The organism is Flavobacterium nackdongense, from assembly GCF_004355225.1.
In the GTDB taxonomy this organism is placed as follows: domain Bacteria; phylum Bacteroidota; class Bacteroidia; order Flavobacteriales; family Flavobacteriaceae; genus Flavobacterium; species Flavobacterium nackdongense.
Genome location: NZ_CP037933.1, coordinates 1569669 through 1586218, shown reverse-complemented (window position 1 = coordinate 1586218; position 16550 = coordinate 1569669). Strand labels below are relative to the sequence as shown.

The following is a 16550-nucleotide window of genomic DNA, read 5'->3' as shown; positions in this document are numbered from 1 at the left end:
AGTGCTTTTTTTAATATTAAATAAATAGAATCTTAAGGTTATTTAACCCAATTCGTCGTTTATAAAACTATGAATTACTTCAATTAAGCGAAGCGTCTTGATAAAAGTAATAAAAACTATGTTTCTATGCGTTTAAAAAATCTAGTGCATCATTTTACGTTTTCGAATGAGTAGCCAAATCACTATTGGCGCGCCAAAAATCGAAGTAACAGCATTAATTGGCAAGGTAATATCACTGCCCGGAAGTTGCGAAATACTGTCGCAAACCAACATAATAATTGCTCCTAATAACAAAGTACTCCAAAACAAAATGGTGTGATTGCTGGTTTGAAAAATCAATTTGGCAATGTGAGGCACAGCCAACCCTATAAAGGCAATCGGACCGGCAAATGCAGTAATACTTCCAGTCAAAATGCTGGTGGCCAAAATGATAATCATTCGGGTTCTTTTGTAATTCATTCCCAAACTTCGGGCGTAGTTTTCGCCAAGCAGTAATGCGTTCAAGGGTTTGATGTTTGCAAGACTTAAAAGCAAACCAATACCCACACAAACGGATAAAATCACAATGGATGACCAAGATAAATTTCCGAGGTTTCCAAACGACCAAAAAGTGAATTTTTGCAATTGTTCGGCGGAACTGAAATAAGTTAGTGTTCCCACAAAAGCACTAGTTAAACTACCAAACATCAAGCCAACGATCAAGATGGCCATTGTGTCGCGTAATCTTTGCGAAACCGACAAAACCGCCAATAAAACCAAGAAACTACCTAAACTGGAAGCGAGAATAATTCCATAAGATGAAAGCAAAAACGAAGACAAAATTGGTGGCAGAAAAGCCGCACCTAAAATAACCGTTGCCACGCCCAAACTCGCCCCGGAACTTAATCCCAAAACATCAGGGCCGGCCAATGGATTTCGGAATAAAGTTTGCATCAACAAACCGCTGATGGCGAGTCCCATTCCTACGAGGATGGCTGTAATGGCTTTGGGTAATCTATAATTGACGATGATATAATCCCAGGTTTCTTTGCTGGAATTTCCTCCAATTAGGTTATTGAAAACGTCTTTTATTGGAATGGAAACCGATCCCAAACTAATGTTTACCAACAAAAAAGTTAGTAATGACAAGGTCAATAGGGCGAATAGAAGGGTATTTCGGTTTTTGTTTTGCAAGCTTGTTTGTTTTTTTGCCACGAAGGCACCAAGTCGCAAAGTTTTTATCTTTAAAATTTTCTTTGAGTCTTCGTGTCTTTGTGGCTCTTTTTAATCCAATTTCTGAAAGAAATAAAGTTTATGATTCGGTAGCAATTCCGGATGAAAAATCTTGATTAAATCTTTCAAAACCAAGTCAGGTCGCGTTGGCGATAATTCGAAATAAAGAATTCCACCTTTTGCACCTTTCTTTACAGCATACGAATATACTTTTTTATTTTTAAACGAGGCAAACTCATTGTAATGCGGATTGCTGTCGCTCATTTCTTTTAGGGAGGAAAAGTTACCGGGAGCAATCCAAAATTCGGCATTTTTCGCTTTTTCTAGTACTGCTTCAAAGGGAACAGATAAACTTCCAGTTCCTTTCGTTTTTGCCCATAAATAAGAGGATTTCGCATCTTTCAAAAATAGAGAAGCCCAACTTTCACCTTGTGGAACATACCATATTTTCTGATACATTGCGCCGCTGAGAACCGTTGGTTTGTTTGGTGCTTTTTTAGCCAAAGCCAAAGTAGTATTGTATTCCTTTTCAATCTCGGAAAAGATGGTGTTTGCCTTGGCATCCAATCCATATAAGGCACCAAAAAACTTAATCCATTCGGCTTTTCCCAATGGAGATTGTTCGGTCCAATCGCCGTTGAGCATTACTTTTAGGCCACTTTTTTGAAGATTATCCAATGTAGGATTGCTGTTGTTCAAGCCAAAACTAACAATCACATCGGGTTTCATATCGATTAAAACTTCGGTGTTTAGGTTTTCATTGACGCCTACTTCTCTGACTTTTCCAGTGTCAATGCGCTTTCTGGTTTTTTCTGAAGAAATGTAATCGGTATTCGGGAACCCGACCAAGGTATTTTCGACGCTCAACAATTCCAGTGCAGGAATGTGAGTCGTTGAGGTCACGACAATCGATTTTAAAGGAACTGGAATTACTGTGAATTGCTTCAAGCTATCCGGAATAATTCCGTTTTTTTCTTGGAGAATATAGGTGAAATTTTCTTTGGCGTTGGGCCAAGGATTTGTGATTTTCAGTATTGTAAAACCTTTGTGTTTGTAGATTTCTAGGCCTTTGGCATATTGAATTTCATTTTTTGAAGAGGCAATTTCATTTTCATTTTTAGGGACTTCTTTGCATTGGATGAAAAGCAAAAAGACTAAAAAGCAGATAGCATTATTATGTAAAGATTTCATCTAAAGTGATTTTCTACAAAAGTATCATTTTTGTTTTTACAAAATTTAACTTGTGTAACTTTTGATACATTAAAGCCCAATCAAAGAAAGTAAATTTGTTAAAAAGGAAGTGATGAGAGGCGATTCAAATACTTTTATGTACGTCGTTGCAGGAATTATCGTCTTGCATTTTCTGATTGGTTTTGTTTGGCTAATTATCAAACTTTCAAAGAAAAAGGAGGATGAGTAATAATGGTGATTTTAATAATGACCTTTTAGGGAATCTATTAAAATTAAATTATCAGCTACTAGGACTTCGTAAACTAATCGATGTTCTTAATTAATCCTTCTGCTCCAAAGTCCAGACAAATAATGTTTTAATGGTTCTGGCTTTCCAATTCCAGAATAGGGAGTTTCTACAATTACTTCTAAAAGTTGACGGATTTTCTTCAGAATCATTTGGTCATTTGTTCTTTTGAAATAGTTCAAATGATCTGTTGCTTCTTTAGTAAAATCTATTTCCATATATCATCAAGTTTGATTCTAGTAACTTTTCCTTCTTTCGCATCTTGGATACTTCGTTCCATAGTAGCAACAAATTCAGGATTATAATCAATCTTCTCGGATTTGGTTTTAGGGTTTTCAAACTTAATTTTCAATGCTTCTAGAAAAGCTTTGATCACTTTTTGTTCTTTGTTGTTTTTTGGATGGACGATAATCGGTTCCATAGCGTTTTTATTTATTACAAATATATAAACAAATTGTAATGAATTTAAAATTCAAATATTCTATATTTGCAACCGAATTAAGGTTGTGTTTTTACTTTTTACGAAAACACATTAAAAGGGAATTGGGTGAGAGACCACTGATTTCGGAGTTTAGTCTTCAGGTTTTTTTTAAATCTGCAATCTAAAATCTGCAATCTAAAATCTTAAATCCCGAGCTGTTCCCGCAACTGTAAGCTATAAAGCTTGTTGTTATCTACAAAACCACTGTTCTGTAAGTGGGAAGTAGGAAGAGGAAAGTTAGAAGTCTACTACTTCTAACCTCTAACTTCTAACTTCTAACTTCAAATGGGAAGGTCAACAACAAGACGCAAGCCAGGAGACCTGCCTTTTTTCATGACGAATATCGAACTTTCGGGAAAAAAGGTTCAGAAATTATGACTTTAAAAAACTGCTTTGTTTTTTGTTTATTATTGCTGTGCCAATTTATATCGGCGCAACAAGATTCTATTATCAAATTACAAGAAGTTTTAATATCGGATTCCCAACTAAAAAAATTCTCTAATTCACAGTCTGTTGCAAAGCTGACCGATTCCGTTCTGTCAAAAAACAGAACTTCGCTGACTAGTTTACTGAATTACAATTCCGTTATTTATTTTAAAGAAAACGGACTGGGAATGGTTTCTTCGCCTTCGTTTCGGGGAACCACAGCCTCGCAAACAGCCGTTATCTGGAACGGAATCAATATCAATTCGCAGTTAAACGGTCAGACGGATTTCAATACCATTTCAGCCAAAGATTTTAATTCGGTGGCTATTCGTGCGGGCGGCGGAAGCGCTATTTATGGCAGTAGCGCCATTGGCGGAAGCATCCATTTAGATAGTGATTTGAGTTTTACAAACCAATTTGATAATAGGCTGCAAGTCAATTACGGCAGTTTTAATACGCTGGGTGTACACTATAAAATGCAAATGGCAACGGAAAAATTCAGTACTCAAGCCAGCATTTCCCGCAATAGTTCTGATAATGATTTTCAGTATTTGGATACCAATCTAAAGAATGAAAACGGACAATTTTACAATACGAGTTTCAATGTGAACTTGGGATATAGAATGAATTCGAAAAACGTTTTGAAATTTTACAGCTATTTGTTTGAGGGCGAAAGGCATTTTTCCGGGACACTTGCTGCTCCATCAAAAAGCATTTATGTGGACTTGAATACTCGAAATTTACTCGAATGGGTGGGGAGTTACGATCAATTCACTTCTAAATTGAAAATGGCTTTGCTGTCTGAGAAATATAAATATTTTGAAAATGCCTCTACTTCAATTTTTAGCTACGGTGAGGCCAAAACAGCTACTTTCAAATATGATTTGTTGTACAAAATAAATTCAAGGATAGAATTCAATTCTATCTTAGATTACACTCAAACTAATGGTTCGGGCAGTGATATAGGGGAGGATAAACGGCAAATAGGCTCTGGTATTTTACTTTTGAAACACAAACTTTTTTCAAAATTTCTTTATGAAATAGCCATTAGAAAAGAAATAACTACTAATTACGATAGCCCTTTGTTGTTTTCTATCGGGACTAATTATTCGCCATTCTCCTTTTACCAATTAAAGTTTAACGGATCACGGAATTTTAGAATCCCCACTTTTAACGATTTATATTGGCAGGGCAGTGGCAATCCAAATTTAAAACCGGAAAGTTCCTATCAAGGGGAGCTTGGTCACGTTTTTAAATTTAATAACACTAGTTTTTCTATAACCAATTATTATATTAAAATTCAAGATTTGATCCAATGGTCACCCGATGCTGGCGGAAATTGGAGACCCAATAATGTTGCTGAAGTCACCACTTACGGTCTAGAATTTTTATTTAATCATACCCGAAGACTGGGCAAAAATCAATTTGATTTCAACGGAACTTATGCCTACACCGTTTCAGAAGATGAGTTAACGGAGAAGCAATTGATTTATGTTCCCTTTCATAAAATGACGGCTTCGTTGGCGTATTCCTTCGAGAATTTTGGTGCTTACTATCAATATTTGTATAATGGCGAGGTATTCACTTCACCAGACAACTATTATTCGCTGGAGGATTATTGGGTTTCTAATCTAGGAATCGATTATCGTTTTGGCAAGAAAAAAAACCTACAGCTTGGGTTGGATGTGCTCAATATTTTCAATAAAAACTACCAAAGCGTTAGTATGCGACCAATGCCGGGTAGGAATTACACAATAAATTTAACCTTTAATTTTTAATACGATGAAATTCAGTAAATTAGTTTTAGTAGCTTTTGTTAGCTCTGTTTTTTTTGTTTCTTGTACCGATAATGACGATAGCAAGGAAACGCCCTTGGGGGATTATGACAATGGTGCTTTGATTTTAAATCAAGGCGGATTCCTCAAAGGAAACGCCAGCGTTTCTTATTTGTCGGATGATTTGCTTGTTCAACAAAATAATATTTTTTCATTGGTAAACCCAACAATTACCCTTGGTGACACCGCGCAAGATATCGGTTTCAATGGTGATTTGGCATTTATCGTTCTGAATGTTTCCAATAAAATCGAAGTGGTCAATCGCTATACAATGAAGCACGTGGCTACTATTGCAACAGGGCTGGATAATCCGAGATATGTAGCCTTTTCGAATGGAAAGGGATTTGTAACCAATTGGGGCGACGGCGGCAATGTATCCGATGATTTTATTGCTGTTTTAAATCTGTCGAACTACACGGTTTCATCTAAAATTGCTGTGGTCGAAGGTCCCGAAAGAATAATTGCCAACAACAATAAATTATATGTTGCTCATCAAGGTGGATATGGTTATGGCAATTCTATTTCAGTAATTGATGGCGCTACCAATGCGGTATCGGCTAAAGTTTCCGTGGGTGATGTTCCGAATTCTTTAGAAATTAGCAATGGGTCGTTGTATGTGATTTGTGGCGGGAAACCAAGTTATGCGCCAACTGAAACCGCCGGTAGTTTGGTTAAATTTAATATTTCTACTAATACAGTTGCTAATGCCCTAAATTTCGCAGCAAAAACACATCCTTCCAATTTGGATATTGTCGATTCGAATGTTTTTTACACCGTTGGTTCAGATGTATATAAATCAACCTTGTCTGCGACTTCTTTACCTACAACGCCCTTGTTTACTACAACTCCACAAGGTGTGTATGGTGTGTATAGTTTTGCGGTGCACAATAACAAAATCTATGTGGGCGATGCTGGGAATTACAGTTCCAATGGAAAGGTTTTTATTTATTCGTCAACTGGAGCTTTAGAAAAAGAGTACACTGTGGGAATTATCCCTGCCGGATTTTATTTTAACTAAACAAATAGCCTAAATTAAGTACTGCGCGGAAGTTTTCAAGATGTATTTTTTATAATGAAGTGAAAGTTTCAAAAATAGAAGAAGTACTTGAGATTTGACTATTTGAGGAACCATATTCTGAAAGGAGTTCAACAATAAAATAAAAAGAGGCTATTGCACGATTGATGCGATAGCCTCTTTTCTTGTGTGATAATTGTTATTATTCTAGAGCTTTCATCAAGCCTTCTGGTGCTTTTTCAAGGTACATCTGATTTCGCATACCGTTGGCTGATTTACTATCGCTGAAGAATTCGAAATCCATTTCAGGAGTACTTTTTGAAATCTTAGCAGTTCCGGTAATTTTCCCAATAGCTAAGTTTAACAAGGGCTCGGTCGAGGTTCCTAAAACACCTAAATTGCTTACCGATTCCGCTTTTTGAAAGGTAGGAGTTAACCCGCTTTGATAATCACCAAAACCGTCTTTGTTGACAATCTTCAGTGTAAGAGGTTGCATTGCGTAGCGGTGGTTAGGGTTTCTTTTGTCTTTGCCAAAGGTTGGTGAATCGTACAAAGTAACAGATCCTACGTTTTTACCCACAGTTACATCGCCTATCTGAACTACATTGATATAGGGTTTTAATCCGTTGATTACTAATTCGCTCGCCGAGGCTGTGTTTTTTGAGGTCAAAATATAAACTTTTGTCATATTCAAACTATTGATTGGTGTGGTGCCAATTTTGTCGACAAAATAATTTTTCAATGATTCGGGATCGTTAGCAGCATAATACGATTCTATTTTGGCGTTCCATTGTTGTTTTGCAAACACTTGTCCGGTGTAGGATCCTGTAATCATACTTGCCAATCGTGCTGCGGTTTGCACAGAACCACCACCGTTGTATCTTAAATCCAATACTAAATCTGTTATTCCTTGGGTTTTCAATGTTCCAAAAGCATCATTAAGCTTGTTGTCATAGTTGGAGTAAAAGCCATTATACATTAGATATCCAATTTTTTTAGCCCCCGAAGTGATCACTGTATTGACCAAAATAGGGTTTTCATCTAGGACCGTTTTGGTCAAAGCCACGGTTTTTCCGTTAGGTACAATCGCGCCGGCGCTAATGTCTGCCATATTTAAAGTATAGTCATTATTGGAGCCGAATAAAAGACTTTGATAATTAGAGGTGGTTAGTTGCGTGCCATTGACAGCGTAAAATATATCGCCTCGTTTGATATTTTTTGTTGAAGCATCTGAATTGGGAATAATATAACGAACCCAGCCAACTACGTCGGTCGAGCCGGAAGCTTTTAAACTTAAACCAAATTCTACTCCGTTGTTATTTGTTGTGCCTTGAAGTTGGCCTTCGAGTTCTAAATAGTCATCGACAATCCAACTGAATCTATCGATGGTTTTGTCTACTCTCAAGGATTCAAACAAGTCTTCAGGTTTTGGATAACCAGAAAGGAATGAATTTAGTTCGGCTTGATTTTTAAATTTGGTATCAGATAAATTTGGCACATCGGCTTGCCATAAATAATAGAGGTTGAGTCCTTTCCAAACAAAATTTTGAACTTCAATATTCATTGGCGGAGCAACATCATCTTGATCCTCATTTTGGCAGCTTACAAAGACAATGGCTGCAAAAACAACTAATAAAAAGTATTTGAAAATTGGTTTCATAGGGTGGTTTTGATTTATGGTGAAAAATAGTTGTTCAATTATTTATATCTTTATCAAAAGTTATTCCAACTTAGTTTAAAAATTATATTTCTACATTTATACACTAAATTGGCACAAGCTTTGTTTTAATTTTTAAAGGTACAGTTTTTACAGTATATACATTAACTTCAAATTATGAAAAAAATTATATTAACATTGGTTTTCTCTATAGTTTCTATTCTCCTAACGGCCCAATCTGTTTTGGATAAATATGCGAAACAAGAAGGAGTTAGTTCTATTTTGGTCAATAAGAAAATGTTTCAAATGATGGGCAATGTCAAGGTCGATAGCAATGATCCCGAAACACAGCAATATTTGGCATTGATTAAAAAATTAGACAATCTAAAAGTATATACCACTTCCAATGCAAAAATTTCATCCGATATGCAGGTTACTGTGGGTCAATATGTCAAATCGTCTGGTTTAGAGGAAATGATGACCGTAAATGATAATGGGAACACGGTCCGGATTTGGGTTAAATCGGGCGCAACCGAAAACGAGATTAAAGAACTGCTGATGTTTAATGACGAACCCAATGCCAAAAATGAAACCATACTGATGTCGTTGACTGGTAATTTTGACTTGAATGAAATTGCGGTATTAACCGATAAAATGAAAATTCCCGGCGGTGATGATTTGAAAAAGGCTACCAAAGGCAAATAAATGCTGCGTTTTTTTTCAACGGAAAAGCCGTCTCAAAAGGTTGCGACGGCTTTTTTAGTATTTTAAAAATGATGTTTTACAAGGTTTTGTAGATCTCGATACTTTTTTGCGAAATTTGCGACAATTTGTATTTTTTGAATAACATATCAAAGTACATTTTCGATTTTTGATAATCTTTATCGTGATAATAATAATTCCCTAAGTATTCATACATTTCAATTGAAGCATACCCTTTATCAATAACCCTTTCGTATGTTTTTCGTACATCTACCAATGCTACCTTTTGCTTGCCGATTGAATCATATATTATAGATTGGGCATTAGTATTCAAGGAACTCAAAACCGCAAAAGCAATAGCTAGGAAAAGGAATATACTGCTTTTTGAATGGGCTTTAATCATTTGAAATTCATTGGTGAAACTGTAATTGGGGTAACAAATGTACGAGTGTGAATTTAATATGCAAATTTTTTCGGCTTTTTTTTAACTTAGAATCGACATTAGATTTTCTGGCTAGGCTGCATTATTCAAGAAAAGCAAGAGTTCACGGACTATTTTGGATGCCCGTAAACTTCAGGTATCATTTTCTTTTAAAATAAAAAAACCGCCTCGATTTATCGGGACGGTTTCTGATTGAGCCGGCGGAGGGACTCGAACCCACGACCTGCTGATTACAAATCAGCTGCTCTAGCCAACTGAGCTACGCTGGCGACTCATTACGGGTGCAAATATAAGTCTGATTTTTAATTTTCCAAAAAAAACCAGACTTTTTTATTGACTTTTTTTATTGCAATTCGTTGATTTTAGCAATCAATTGATTAGCAGTTTGTTCCAATTCAACATTGATTTGTTTGAAATGGGCTTTTTTATTTTCAACATTTTTCGCGTTTACTTTTGTGATTAAAGCATCGAAAGCTGCAATTGCCTCATCGATTAAAGCATTAGTTTCTGTTGTTGGTTGTCCTGAAGTTGAAAGTTCGAACAAGTACACTGCTTCAATAATATCTCCTAAAACGTAGTTGATGTCTTTTTTTAAATTCTTAACGTTTGCCATTTTATTTTTATTTTAATTTGCGATTGCAAAAGTACACATAATCTTTGTATTAACGACTATGAAATCGCCACAAACAACAAGTTTGTTGCAAACAAACACCAATAAGTAAAAAAGCGATACCATAAATGACCCCTAAAAAATCAAAATTTACATTTATGAAATGTATATTTCTAAAAGCGACCCTTTCCCGCTAAGGGCAAAAGTTTTTAACGCTGCAGGAATTAAAACAGTATCCCCTTTGCTGTAGTTGAATTTAGAACCTTCATACTCTAATTCGAAACCACCATCGACACACATATACACCGTAAAGGATTCCCCTGATTTGTTTACTGCGATAGTTCCATCCAACGGGATAAAATTAGTGGTGAAATAAGGACAATCTACAACCGTATTCGATTGATTCAGGTTTTTATTGTATTTTTTATAGGTGTCAATTTTATCATAATTGATCGCGTCCAAAGCCAAATCTACGTGCAATTCCCTGTGATTTCCTGCAGCATCTACTCTATCAAAGTCATACAAACGATAGGTAATATCAGAAGTCTGTTGAATTTCGGCAATTACTAATCCAGCTCCAATGGCGTGAACCGTTCCTGTTTCAAGAAAGAATACATCACCTTCTTTTACGGCAACATAGTCAAGAATCGAAAGTAAGGTTTTGTTTTCTAAATTTTCAACATATTCAGCAGCATTGGAGTCTTCTTTGAAACCCACAATCAATTGAGCATCTTGATCCGCTTGCAGCACATACCACATTTCGGTTTTCCCAAAAGAATTGTGACGTATTTTAGCCAATTCATCGTTAGGATGCACTTGTATCGATAAATCTTCGCGGGCATCGAGGTATTTAAATAATAATGGAAATTGGTTTCCGAATTTTTGATACACTTCAGTCCCCAAAACTGCCGTTGGATTGGAATGAATCAAATCATTGAGTGATTTTCCAGCTAATGCGCCGTTGGCAACCACACTTACATCGCCTTCGACAGTCGATAATTCCCAACTTTCGCCAGTGATTTTGGAACTAATAGGCTTATTTAAAATCGTTTTTAGTTTTTCGCCTCCCCAAATTCTTTCTTTCAGAATGGGTTCAAATTGTAATGGATATAATTTCATTTGTACTATAATTCAAAAGATTAATGCAGCGCGAAAGTACAAAAAATCTCCGAATACTAGGACAAAAACAAGTGTAATTTATACAAATTTACGAAGGAGCGTCAATGCTTTGGGGATATGGCTTGTCGCGTTCATACTATCGAAAATCAATCGAATAATTCCGTCTTTGTCGGCAACATAAGTTACACGACCAGGCAGCAAGCCAAACAAGTTGGTTTTTACACCAAATAGTCTTCTCAATTTACTAGAATCATCCGATAGCAAGAGAAAAGGGAGTTTGTATCGTTTGGCAAACTTTTCGTGCGAAGACACGCTATCGCTACTAATTCCGATTACCTCGGCTCCAATATCTTTAAAATCTTCATATTGATCACGGAAACTGCAGGCTTGAGCCGTGCAACCCGGTGTATTGTCTTTGGGATAAAAATATATGACTACAGTCTTTTTACCCACAATGCTAGCGCTGTCAAAATCTTGTCCATTGCTATCTTTTGCGGTGAAGTGCGGAATTTTATCGCCAAGTTGTACTGCCATTATTCGCCTTTATAAGTTACAAAATTACGTGGAGTTTCGTATAAAACCACTTCTAAATCCATTTTTGTTGCAATCTTTTTCCGGAGTTTGTTCCAAATAACCACCACAATATTTTCGGCGGTGGGATTTATATTTTCAAATTCCGGAACATCCAAATTCAGATTTTTGTGGTCAAAAGGTTTTTCGACTTCATCTAAAATCAAATCGCTTAAATGTTTCACATCCATCACATAACCCGTTTCCGGATCGATTTCTCCGGTAACACTGACGATCAATTCGTAGTTGTGTCCGTGAAAATTAGGATTGTTGCATTTGCCAAAAACGGCCTGATTCTGTTCGAAAGTCCAATCTTTTCGATACAATCTATGGGCTGCGTTAAAATGGGCTTTTCTGGATATGGTAACTCTCATGCTGATTTATGATTTTAGAGTTTAGATTTTAGAGTGTGGATTTCTGAAATCTGAAATCTACAATCTGCAATCTTACATTTTATGTTCTTCTAAGAAATGATAGAATTCGTCAAATATAATTTTGAACCAAACGGTATAAATTTCAGGATGCAACTGCATGTCTTTGGAGACCGCTTCGATGCTCATCCATTTCCAGCTTTCGACTTCATCTGGATTTATTTTCGGCTCTTCATTAGAATATCCAATCATCACATGGTCGAGTTCATGCTCGGTCAATCCGTTGTCGAAAGGCGCTTTGTAAATGAAATGAAATAGTTCCTTCAGCTCGGTTTTGAAACCCATTTCTTCCCATAATCTTCGGCTGCCAGCCTGAATATTGGTTTCGCCTTCACGTTGATGGCTACAACAGGTATTGGTCCACAATAGCGGGGAATGGTATTTATGATGCGCCCTTTGCTGCAACATGATTTCATTTTTATCATTCAATACAAATACCGAAAAGGCGCGATGTAAAACTGCTTTTTCGTGCGCTTCCATTTTAGGCATTAAACCAATTTGTTCGTCATTATGGTTGACCAATATTACGTTTTCTTCTTCCATTGTGCAATTATTGAAACAAAAATACAAAAAAAGCCTTCGCTTTTAGGCTTCTCAAAAGTTTGTGAAAAGTTTAACGACTGTTTACGAATAATAAGTTTTAATTTTAAACTTTGGAATTCACAAGATGGATTTGCGGTGCAATCATTTTTTAAATCTCTTAAAACACGTAGCGTTAAGTATTTATTAAAGAAAATGCTTTTGTAAAGTAGCAGACATTTGGTATGTGGCATCCGCCCTACTTTTGAAAATAAAAAATAACAAAATGAAAACAAAAAATCAATTTCGAATGTTCCTATTCTTGATGCCGATGTTTATCCTTCAAGCTTGCGGACAAAGTACCAACAACAAAAACAAAAAACCTCAAACGACCACATCTATGGAAAATGTAATTATTAAACCCGAAAATCCGTATTATTCGAATACAGACCAAACTAAACTTCATGTCAGTAATGTTATTTGGAAAAAAATACTATCGCCAGATTTGTATGCTGTTTCCAGAAATGCCGACACCGAAAGAGCTTTTACAGGTAAACTTTGGGATTTAGATGCAAAAGGCACTTACTATTGTGCGGCCTGTGGCAACAAGCTGTTCAAATCCGATCAGAAATTTGCGAGCAGTTGTGGTTGGCCTAGCTTTTTTGAACAAGACAATAAAAATAGTGTGGTGTACAAAGACGACAATTCGTTTGGTATGCGAAGAATAGAAGCGCTTTGCGGCCGCTGCGACGGACATTTAGGACATCTTTTTGATGACGGCCCAGCACCAACAGGCAAAAGATATTGTATGAATTCTATTGCATTGGATTTTGTTCCCGAAGGCTTTGTTTCAGCTACCAACAACAAAAGTAATATTGAAACCATCACTCTTGGCGGCGGTTGTTATTGGTGTGTGGAAGCGGTTTACGAAAATTTGAAAGGAGTCCAATCCGTAGTTTCGGGTTATGCTGGAGGAAAAAATCCAAATCCTACTTACGAGGAAGTATGCAGCGGTCAAACCGGACACGCCGAAGTAGTTCAAATTACTTACGACAAAACAGTGACTAATATTGATGAGATTTTCAAGGTTTTCTTCACCGTTCATGACCCAACAACTTTGAACCGTCAAGGTGCGGATAGAGGCACGCAATACCGTTCTGTGATTTTTTATGCCAACGAGGAACAGAAAAAAGAAGGACAATCGATTATCGCTCAATTGAGTGCCGAAAAAGTCTATGACGATCCTATTGTCACTACTTTGGAACCCTTGACTCAATTTTACAAAGCCGAAGACTACCACCAAAATTATTACCAAAACAATAAAAGGCAGCCCTATTGCGAAATGGTAATTCAACCCAAAATAGCAAAATTCGAAAAGATTTTTAAAGACCGATTGAAGAAATAAGCCTAAAATTGAATAGAAAAACCGGAAAGAAATTTTCGGTTTTTTTATTGGTTGCCATTAGATTTTGTGACCAGCACTATAAAATTGCAATCGGATGTATGTAATTTATTATATTTGAATAGATAAATAACTCGTTGGGTGAAATTATTAAATTTTTAGAAATAGTAAAATTGAAACGCATAGAATCATAGAAAAAAGAGTCGGATAGCCCAGTTCTTGGGTTCACATAGCTATGATTTACTAAAATCAAGCGAAGCGTCTTAATAAAATTAATAAAAAACTATGATTCTATGTGTTTAAAAAAAATTAAATTGAATTACACCCAACGGGTAAGATAAATATAAAAAAGATGGATTTAGAAGACAAATTCAATTATCACACCATTAATTTAAAGAACGATTACGAAGGAAAAGTAATTGCCACCTTAATCTCTTCGAAATCAAATACGGATAACCGTAGTCCGGTTTTATACATTCACGGTTTTATTGACTATTTTTTTCACCCTCACTTGGCCGAAGAATTTCACAAAAACGGTTATGATTTTTATGCTTTGGAACTCCGAAAATATGGACATTCTTTACAAGGCCATCAACATCCCAATTATTGCAAATCCATTGAAGAATATTTTGAAGAAATTTCAATTGCGATCCAATCCATTTACGACAAATCCCAGAAAAAAATGGTTTTGATGGGGCATTCTACAGGAGGTCTAATCACAAGCCTGTATATGAATTTAGGAAATAAAAGAGATCTAGTTTGCGGCTTGGTCCTAAACTCCCCTTTTCTAGAGCTTAATATGCCTCCCTTAGCCAGAATATTGGCACCAGCTTTCGCAAAAATTATTTCATTTATTGCTCCTTTTTCTAAATTAAATAAGGCCATTTCTCCCGTGTATGGGCAAAGTGTACATAAAAATTATTTTGGTGAATGGGATTTTAATTTGAAATGGAAACCAATCAACGGTTTTCCTGCTTATTTTGCTTGGTTTGTTGCTGTTGTTAATGCCCAAAACCTACTCAAACAAAAATCCTCAATCAGTGTGCCAATTCTGGTCCTGTTCTCTTCCAATTCCCTTTTATTGAAAAAATATACTCCCGAAGCACAGACTGCAGATATCGTTCTTAATGTAAAACAAATCAAAAAAATTGGAAGAAATTTAGGTTCAAATGTAACCTTACAAGAAATAAATAATGGAATGCACGATCTGTTTTTATCAAAAAAAGAGGTGCGAAATTTGGCCTTTACAGCACTTTTTGACTGGATTTCGGCTCAGGAAAAAAAATTTAAACATTAGGTCAATAAAAACAGTGGAACTCGCTATATTTACAATGGTAACGAACAAAGAAAAATTGTATTATTAACTTAAACACACCAACTATACTAATGAAAATAGCTTTATTTACCAACGAATTTCCTCCAAACATTTACGGAGGCGCCGGTGTTCACATCGATTTTTTAAGTCAAGAATTAGCCAAATTAGGTCAGGTCGAAGTACGTTGTTTTGGCGACCAAAACGTAGATACCGATTCGATGCATGTTCGCGGAATTAATTCCTCGCTGACCAAAATGGTCGATGATGCCAATCCGCACATCAAAATGTTTCACAATATGAGTCGAAATGTAGAATTGTCGCAAGCCACGCCAGAAGCTGATGTCATTCATTGCCACACTTGGTACACACATCTTGCCGGAATTATGACCCGCGAATTGTTGCAATCGCCATTGATTTTGACCACGCACAGTTTAGAAACGCATCGTCCTTGGAAAGTAGAACAACTAGGAAACGGTTATTTTCTGTCACGTTGGATCGAAAATAGCGCTTACAACACGGCCGACGGAATTATTGCCGTGAGCCAACAAATGAAAGAAGATGTCATCGAAGCCTATGGTGTAAATCCTGAAAAAGTGACCGTAATTCATAACGGAATCGAACCAGAATTTTACCAACCAACATTTGACAATGAGTTACTTTTAGAATTAGGTATTAATCCCAACATTCCTTTCGTGTTATTTGTAGGACGCATCACGCGCCAAAAAGGGATTTCGCAATTAATTTCTGCTGCTAAATATTTCAATAAAAATTGCCAAATCGTACTTTGTGCTGGAGCTCCTGATACCAAAGAAATTGCAGAAGAAACCGAAGCTTTAATTGCCGATTTGAAAAAAGATAGAGACGGCGTTATCCTCATCTCGGAAATGCTGCCACGAGAAAAAATAAAAGTGTTATACAGTCACGCTCGTGTTTTTGCCTGTCCATCATTGTACGAACCTTTTGGTATCATCAATCTCGAAGCGATGGCTTGCGAAACGCCTGTTGTTGGAAGCCACGTTGGCGGAATTCCGGAAATCATTGTCGAAGGAGAATCAGGATATTTGATACCGCTCGAAAGTGTTTCCAGAACTGATTTTAATCCTGCCTATCCAGAAGCCTTCCAAAAAGCTTTTGCTGCCAAAATAAATATCTTGCTAGAAGACGAAGCCTTGGCAACCCAAATGGGAAAAGCCGGAAGAGAACGCGTTTTGAAAAATTTTAGTTGGGAATCTATCGCCAAAACTACATATGATTATTACCAAAAAGTGATTGATGGGTTTGTGAAGGAGAAGGCGTAAAGAAATATATATTCTTTTGAGAGTTGGCATTTTATTAAG

At 36.4% G+C, this 16550-nt stretch carries 17 protein-coding genes, 1 tRNA gene and 1 riboswitch; of the genes, 6 read left to right on the top strand and 12 right to left on the bottom strand.

The genetic code is table 11. The features are described from left to right. Positions 1–141: 141 nt before the first annotated feature. The 4 genes from E1750_RS06660 to E1750_RS06645 form a co-directional block, all read right to left on the bottom strand. Positions 142–1173, bottom strand: coding sequence for a FecCD family ABC transporter permease (locus E1750_RS06660; RefSeq protein ID WP_133276023.1), 1032 nt, complete (start codon positions 1171–1173; stop codon positions 142–144). 90 nt (positions 1174–1263) lie between these two features. Then, positions 1264–2403, bottom strand: coding sequence for an ABC transporter substrate-binding protein (locus E1750_RS06655; protein WP_133276022.1), 1140 nt, complete (start codon positions 2401–2403; stop codon positions 1264–1266). Positions 2404–2718: 315 nt separating this feature from the next. Continuing rightward, positions 2719–2907 carry a Txe/YoeB family addiction module toxin gene (locus tag E1750_RS06650; RefSeq protein WP_133276021.1) on the bottom strand — a complete coding sequence of 63 codons (189 nt, stop codon included), beginning with the start codon at positions 2905–2907 and terminating at the stop codon, positions 2719–2721. Continuing rightward, the gene (locus tag E1750_RS06645) at positions 2898–3110 is read right to left on the bottom strand and encodes a DUF2683 family protein (RefSeq protein ID WP_133276020.1); all 213 of its coding nucleotides are present in this window, start codon (positions 3108–3110) and stop codon (positions 2898–2900) included. Before E1750_RS06645 ends, E1750_RS06650 begins: the two co-directional genes overlap by 10 nt. A gap of 63 nt (positions 3111–3173) precedes the next feature. Beyond that, positions 3174–3513, top strand: a riboswitch (cobalamin riboswitch). Positions 3514–3544: 31 nt separating this feature from the next. On the opposite strand from E1750_RS06645, the gene E1750_RS06640 reads away from it, so the two are divergent. Both E1750_RS06640 and E1750_RS06635 read left to right on the top strand, forming a co-directional pair. Next, the gene (locus E1750_RS06640; protein WP_133276019.1) at positions 3545–5374 is read left to right on the top strand and encodes a TonB-dependent receptor plug domain-containing protein; all 1830 of its coding nucleotides are present in this window, start codon (positions 3545–3547) and stop codon (positions 5372–5374) included. 4 nt (positions 5375–5378) lie between these two features. Then, a complete protein-coding gene (locus E1750_RS06635; protein WP_133276018.1) occupies positions 5379–6449 on the top strand; it encodes a YncE family protein in 1071 nt (356 codons plus the stop codon). Between the two features lie 199 nt (positions 6450–6648). On the opposite strand, the gene E1750_RS06630 is transcribed toward E1750_RS06635, so the two are convergent. Then, on the bottom strand, positions 6649–8106 hold the full coding sequence (locus E1750_RS06630) for a S41 family peptidase (protein ID WP_133276017.1): 1458 nt from the start codon (positions 8104–8106) through the stop codon (positions 6649–6651). 174 nt (positions 8107–8280) lie between these two features. On the opposite strand from E1750_RS06630, the gene E1750_RS06625 reads away from it, so the two are divergent. After that, positions 8281–8808 (top strand): DUF4252 domain-containing protein, encoded by a 528-nt coding sequence (locus E1750_RS06625; RefSeq protein WP_133276016.1) that lies wholly within the window; start codon positions 8281–8283, stop codon positions 8806–8808. Positions 8809–8884: 76 nt separating this feature from the next. Here the strand turns inward: E1750_RS06625 and E1750_RS06620 are convergent, their stop codons facing one another. The 7 genes from E1750_RS06620 to idi all read right to left on the bottom strand — a co-directional run bounded on the left by E1750_RS06620 (position 8885) and on the right by idi (position 12520). Next, positions 8885–9208: a hypothetical protein gene (locus E1750_RS06620; RefSeq protein WP_133276015.1), complete on the bottom strand. Its 324-nt coding sequence runs from the start codon at positions 9206–9208 to the stop codon at positions 8885–8887. 234 nt (positions 9209–9442) lie between these two features. Further along, positions 9443–9516: transfer RNA gene (locus E1750_RS06615), tRNA-Thr, on the bottom strand. 74 nt (positions 9517–9590) lie between these two features. Next, on the bottom strand, positions 9591–9860 hold the full coding sequence (locus E1750_RS06610) for a hypothetical protein (protein ID WP_133276014.1): 270 nt from the start codon (positions 9858–9860) through the stop codon (positions 9591–9593). Between the two features lie 153 nt (positions 9861–10013). Beyond that, positions 10014–10976, bottom strand: coding sequence for a type I phosphomannose isomerase catalytic subunit (locus tag E1750_RS06605; protein WP_133276013.1), 963 nt, complete (start codon positions 10974–10976; stop codon positions 10014–10016). 78 nt (positions 10977–11054) lie between these two features. After that, positions 11055–11510, bottom strand: a complete 456-nt coding sequence (locus tag E1750_RS06600; RefSeq protein ID WP_133276012.1) for a peroxiredoxin — start codon at positions 11508–11510, stop codon at positions 11055–11057. Continuing rightward, positions 11510–11920: a 6-pyruvoyl trahydropterin synthase family protein gene (locus E1750_RS06595; protein ID WP_133276011.1), complete on the bottom strand. Its 411-nt coding sequence runs from the start codon at positions 11918–11920 to the stop codon at positions 11510–11512. Before E1750_RS06595 ends, E1750_RS06600 begins: the two co-directional genes overlap by 1 nt. Positions 11921–11992: 72 nt before the next feature. Then, on the bottom strand, positions 11993–12520 hold the full coding sequence (idi, locus tag E1750_RS06590; RefSeq protein WP_133276010.1) for an isopentenyl-diphosphate Delta-isomerase: 528 nt from the start codon (positions 12518–12520) through the stop codon (positions 11993–11995). A 262-nt stretch (positions 12521–12782) separates the two neighbouring features. Between idi and E1750_RS06585 the strand changes: the two genes are divergently transcribed. From E1750_RS06585 to glgA, 3 genes are all read left to right on the top strand, one after another. Next, positions 12783–13901 (top strand): bifunctional methionine sulfoxide reductase B/A protein, encoded by a 1119-nt coding sequence (locus E1750_RS06585; RefSeq protein ID WP_133276009.1) that lies wholly within the window; start codon positions 12783–12785, stop codon positions 13899–13901. A gap of 349 nt (positions 13902–14250) precedes the next feature. Then, positions 14251–15195: an alpha/beta hydrolase gene (locus E1750_RS06580; RefSeq protein ID WP_133276008.1), complete on the top strand. Its 945-nt coding sequence runs from the start codon at positions 14251–14253 to the stop codon at positions 15193–15195. An 89-nt stretch (positions 15196–15284) separates the two neighbouring features. Beyond that, complete coding sequence (gene glgA / locus E1750_RS06575) at positions 15285–16511, top strand: glycogen synthase (RefSeq protein WP_133276007.1); 1227 nt, start codon at positions 15285–15287, stop codon at positions 16509–16511. The last annotated feature ends 39 nt before the right edge of the window (positions 16512–16550 follow it).

Bases quoted from the DNA above. Each gene is read 5' to 3' on its own strand.
- E1750_RS06600 (WP_133276012.1), bottom strand. From the start codon at position 11,510: ATGGCAGTACAACTTGGCGATAAAATTCCGCACTTCACCGCAAAAGAT.
- E1750_RS06630 (WP_133276017.1), bottom strand. From the start codon at position 8,106: ATGAAACCAATTTTCAAATACTTTTTATTAGTTGTTTTTGCAGCCATT.
- E1750_RS06585 (WP_133276009.1), top strand. From the start codon at position 12,783: ATGAAAACAAAAAATCAATTTCGAATGTTCCTATTCTTGATGCCGATG.
- E1750_RS06605 (WP_133276013.1), bottom strand. From the start codon at position 10,976: ATGAAATTATATCCATTACAATTTGAACCCATTCTGAAAGAAAGAATT.
- E1750_RS06595 (WP_133276011.1), bottom strand. From the start codon at position 11,920: ATGAGAGTTACCATATCCAGAAAAGCCCATTTTAACGCAGCCCATAGA.
- E1750_RS06640 (WP_133276019.1), top strand. From the start codon at position 3,545: ATGACTTTAAAAAACTGCTTTGTTTTTTGTTTATTATTGCTGTGCCAA.
- E1750_RS06625 (WP_133276016.1), top strand. From the start codon at position 8,281: ATGAAAAAAATTATATTAACATTGGTTTTCTCTATAGTTTCTATTCTC.
- E1750_RS06610 (WP_133276014.1), bottom strand. From the start codon at position 9,860: ATGGCAAACGTTAAGAATTTAAAAAAAGACATCAACTACGTTTTAGGA.
- E1750_RS06655 (WP_133276022.1), bottom strand. From the start codon at position 2,403: ATGAAATCTTTACATAATAATGCTATCTGCTTTTTAGTCTTTTTGCTT.
- E1750_RS06650 (WP_133276021.1), bottom strand. From the start codon at position 2,907: ATGGAAATAGATTTTACTAAAGAAGCAACAGATCATTTGAACTATTTC.
- E1750_RS06620 (WP_133276015.1), bottom strand. From the start codon at position 9,208: ATGATTAAAGCCCATTCAAAAAGCAGTATATTCCTTTTCCTAGCTATT.
- E1750_RS06580 (WP_133276008.1), top strand. From the start codon at position 14,251: ATGGATTTAGAAGACAAATTCAATTATCACACCATTAATTTAAAGAAC.
- glgA (WP_133276007.1), top strand. From the start codon at position 15,285: ATGAAAATAGCTTTATTTACCAACGAATTTCCTCCAAACATTTACGGA.
- idi (WP_133276010.1), bottom strand. From the start codon at position 12,520: ATGGAAGAAGAAAACGTAATATTGGTCAACCATAATGACGAACAAATT.
- E1750_RS06635 (WP_133276018.1), top strand. From the start codon at position 5,379: ATGAAATTCAGTAAATTAGTTTTAGTAGCTTTTGTTAGCTCTGTTTTT.
- E1750_RS06645 (WP_133276020.1), bottom strand. From the start codon at position 3,110: ATGGAACCGATTATCGTCCATCCAAAAAACAACAAAGAACAAAAAGTG.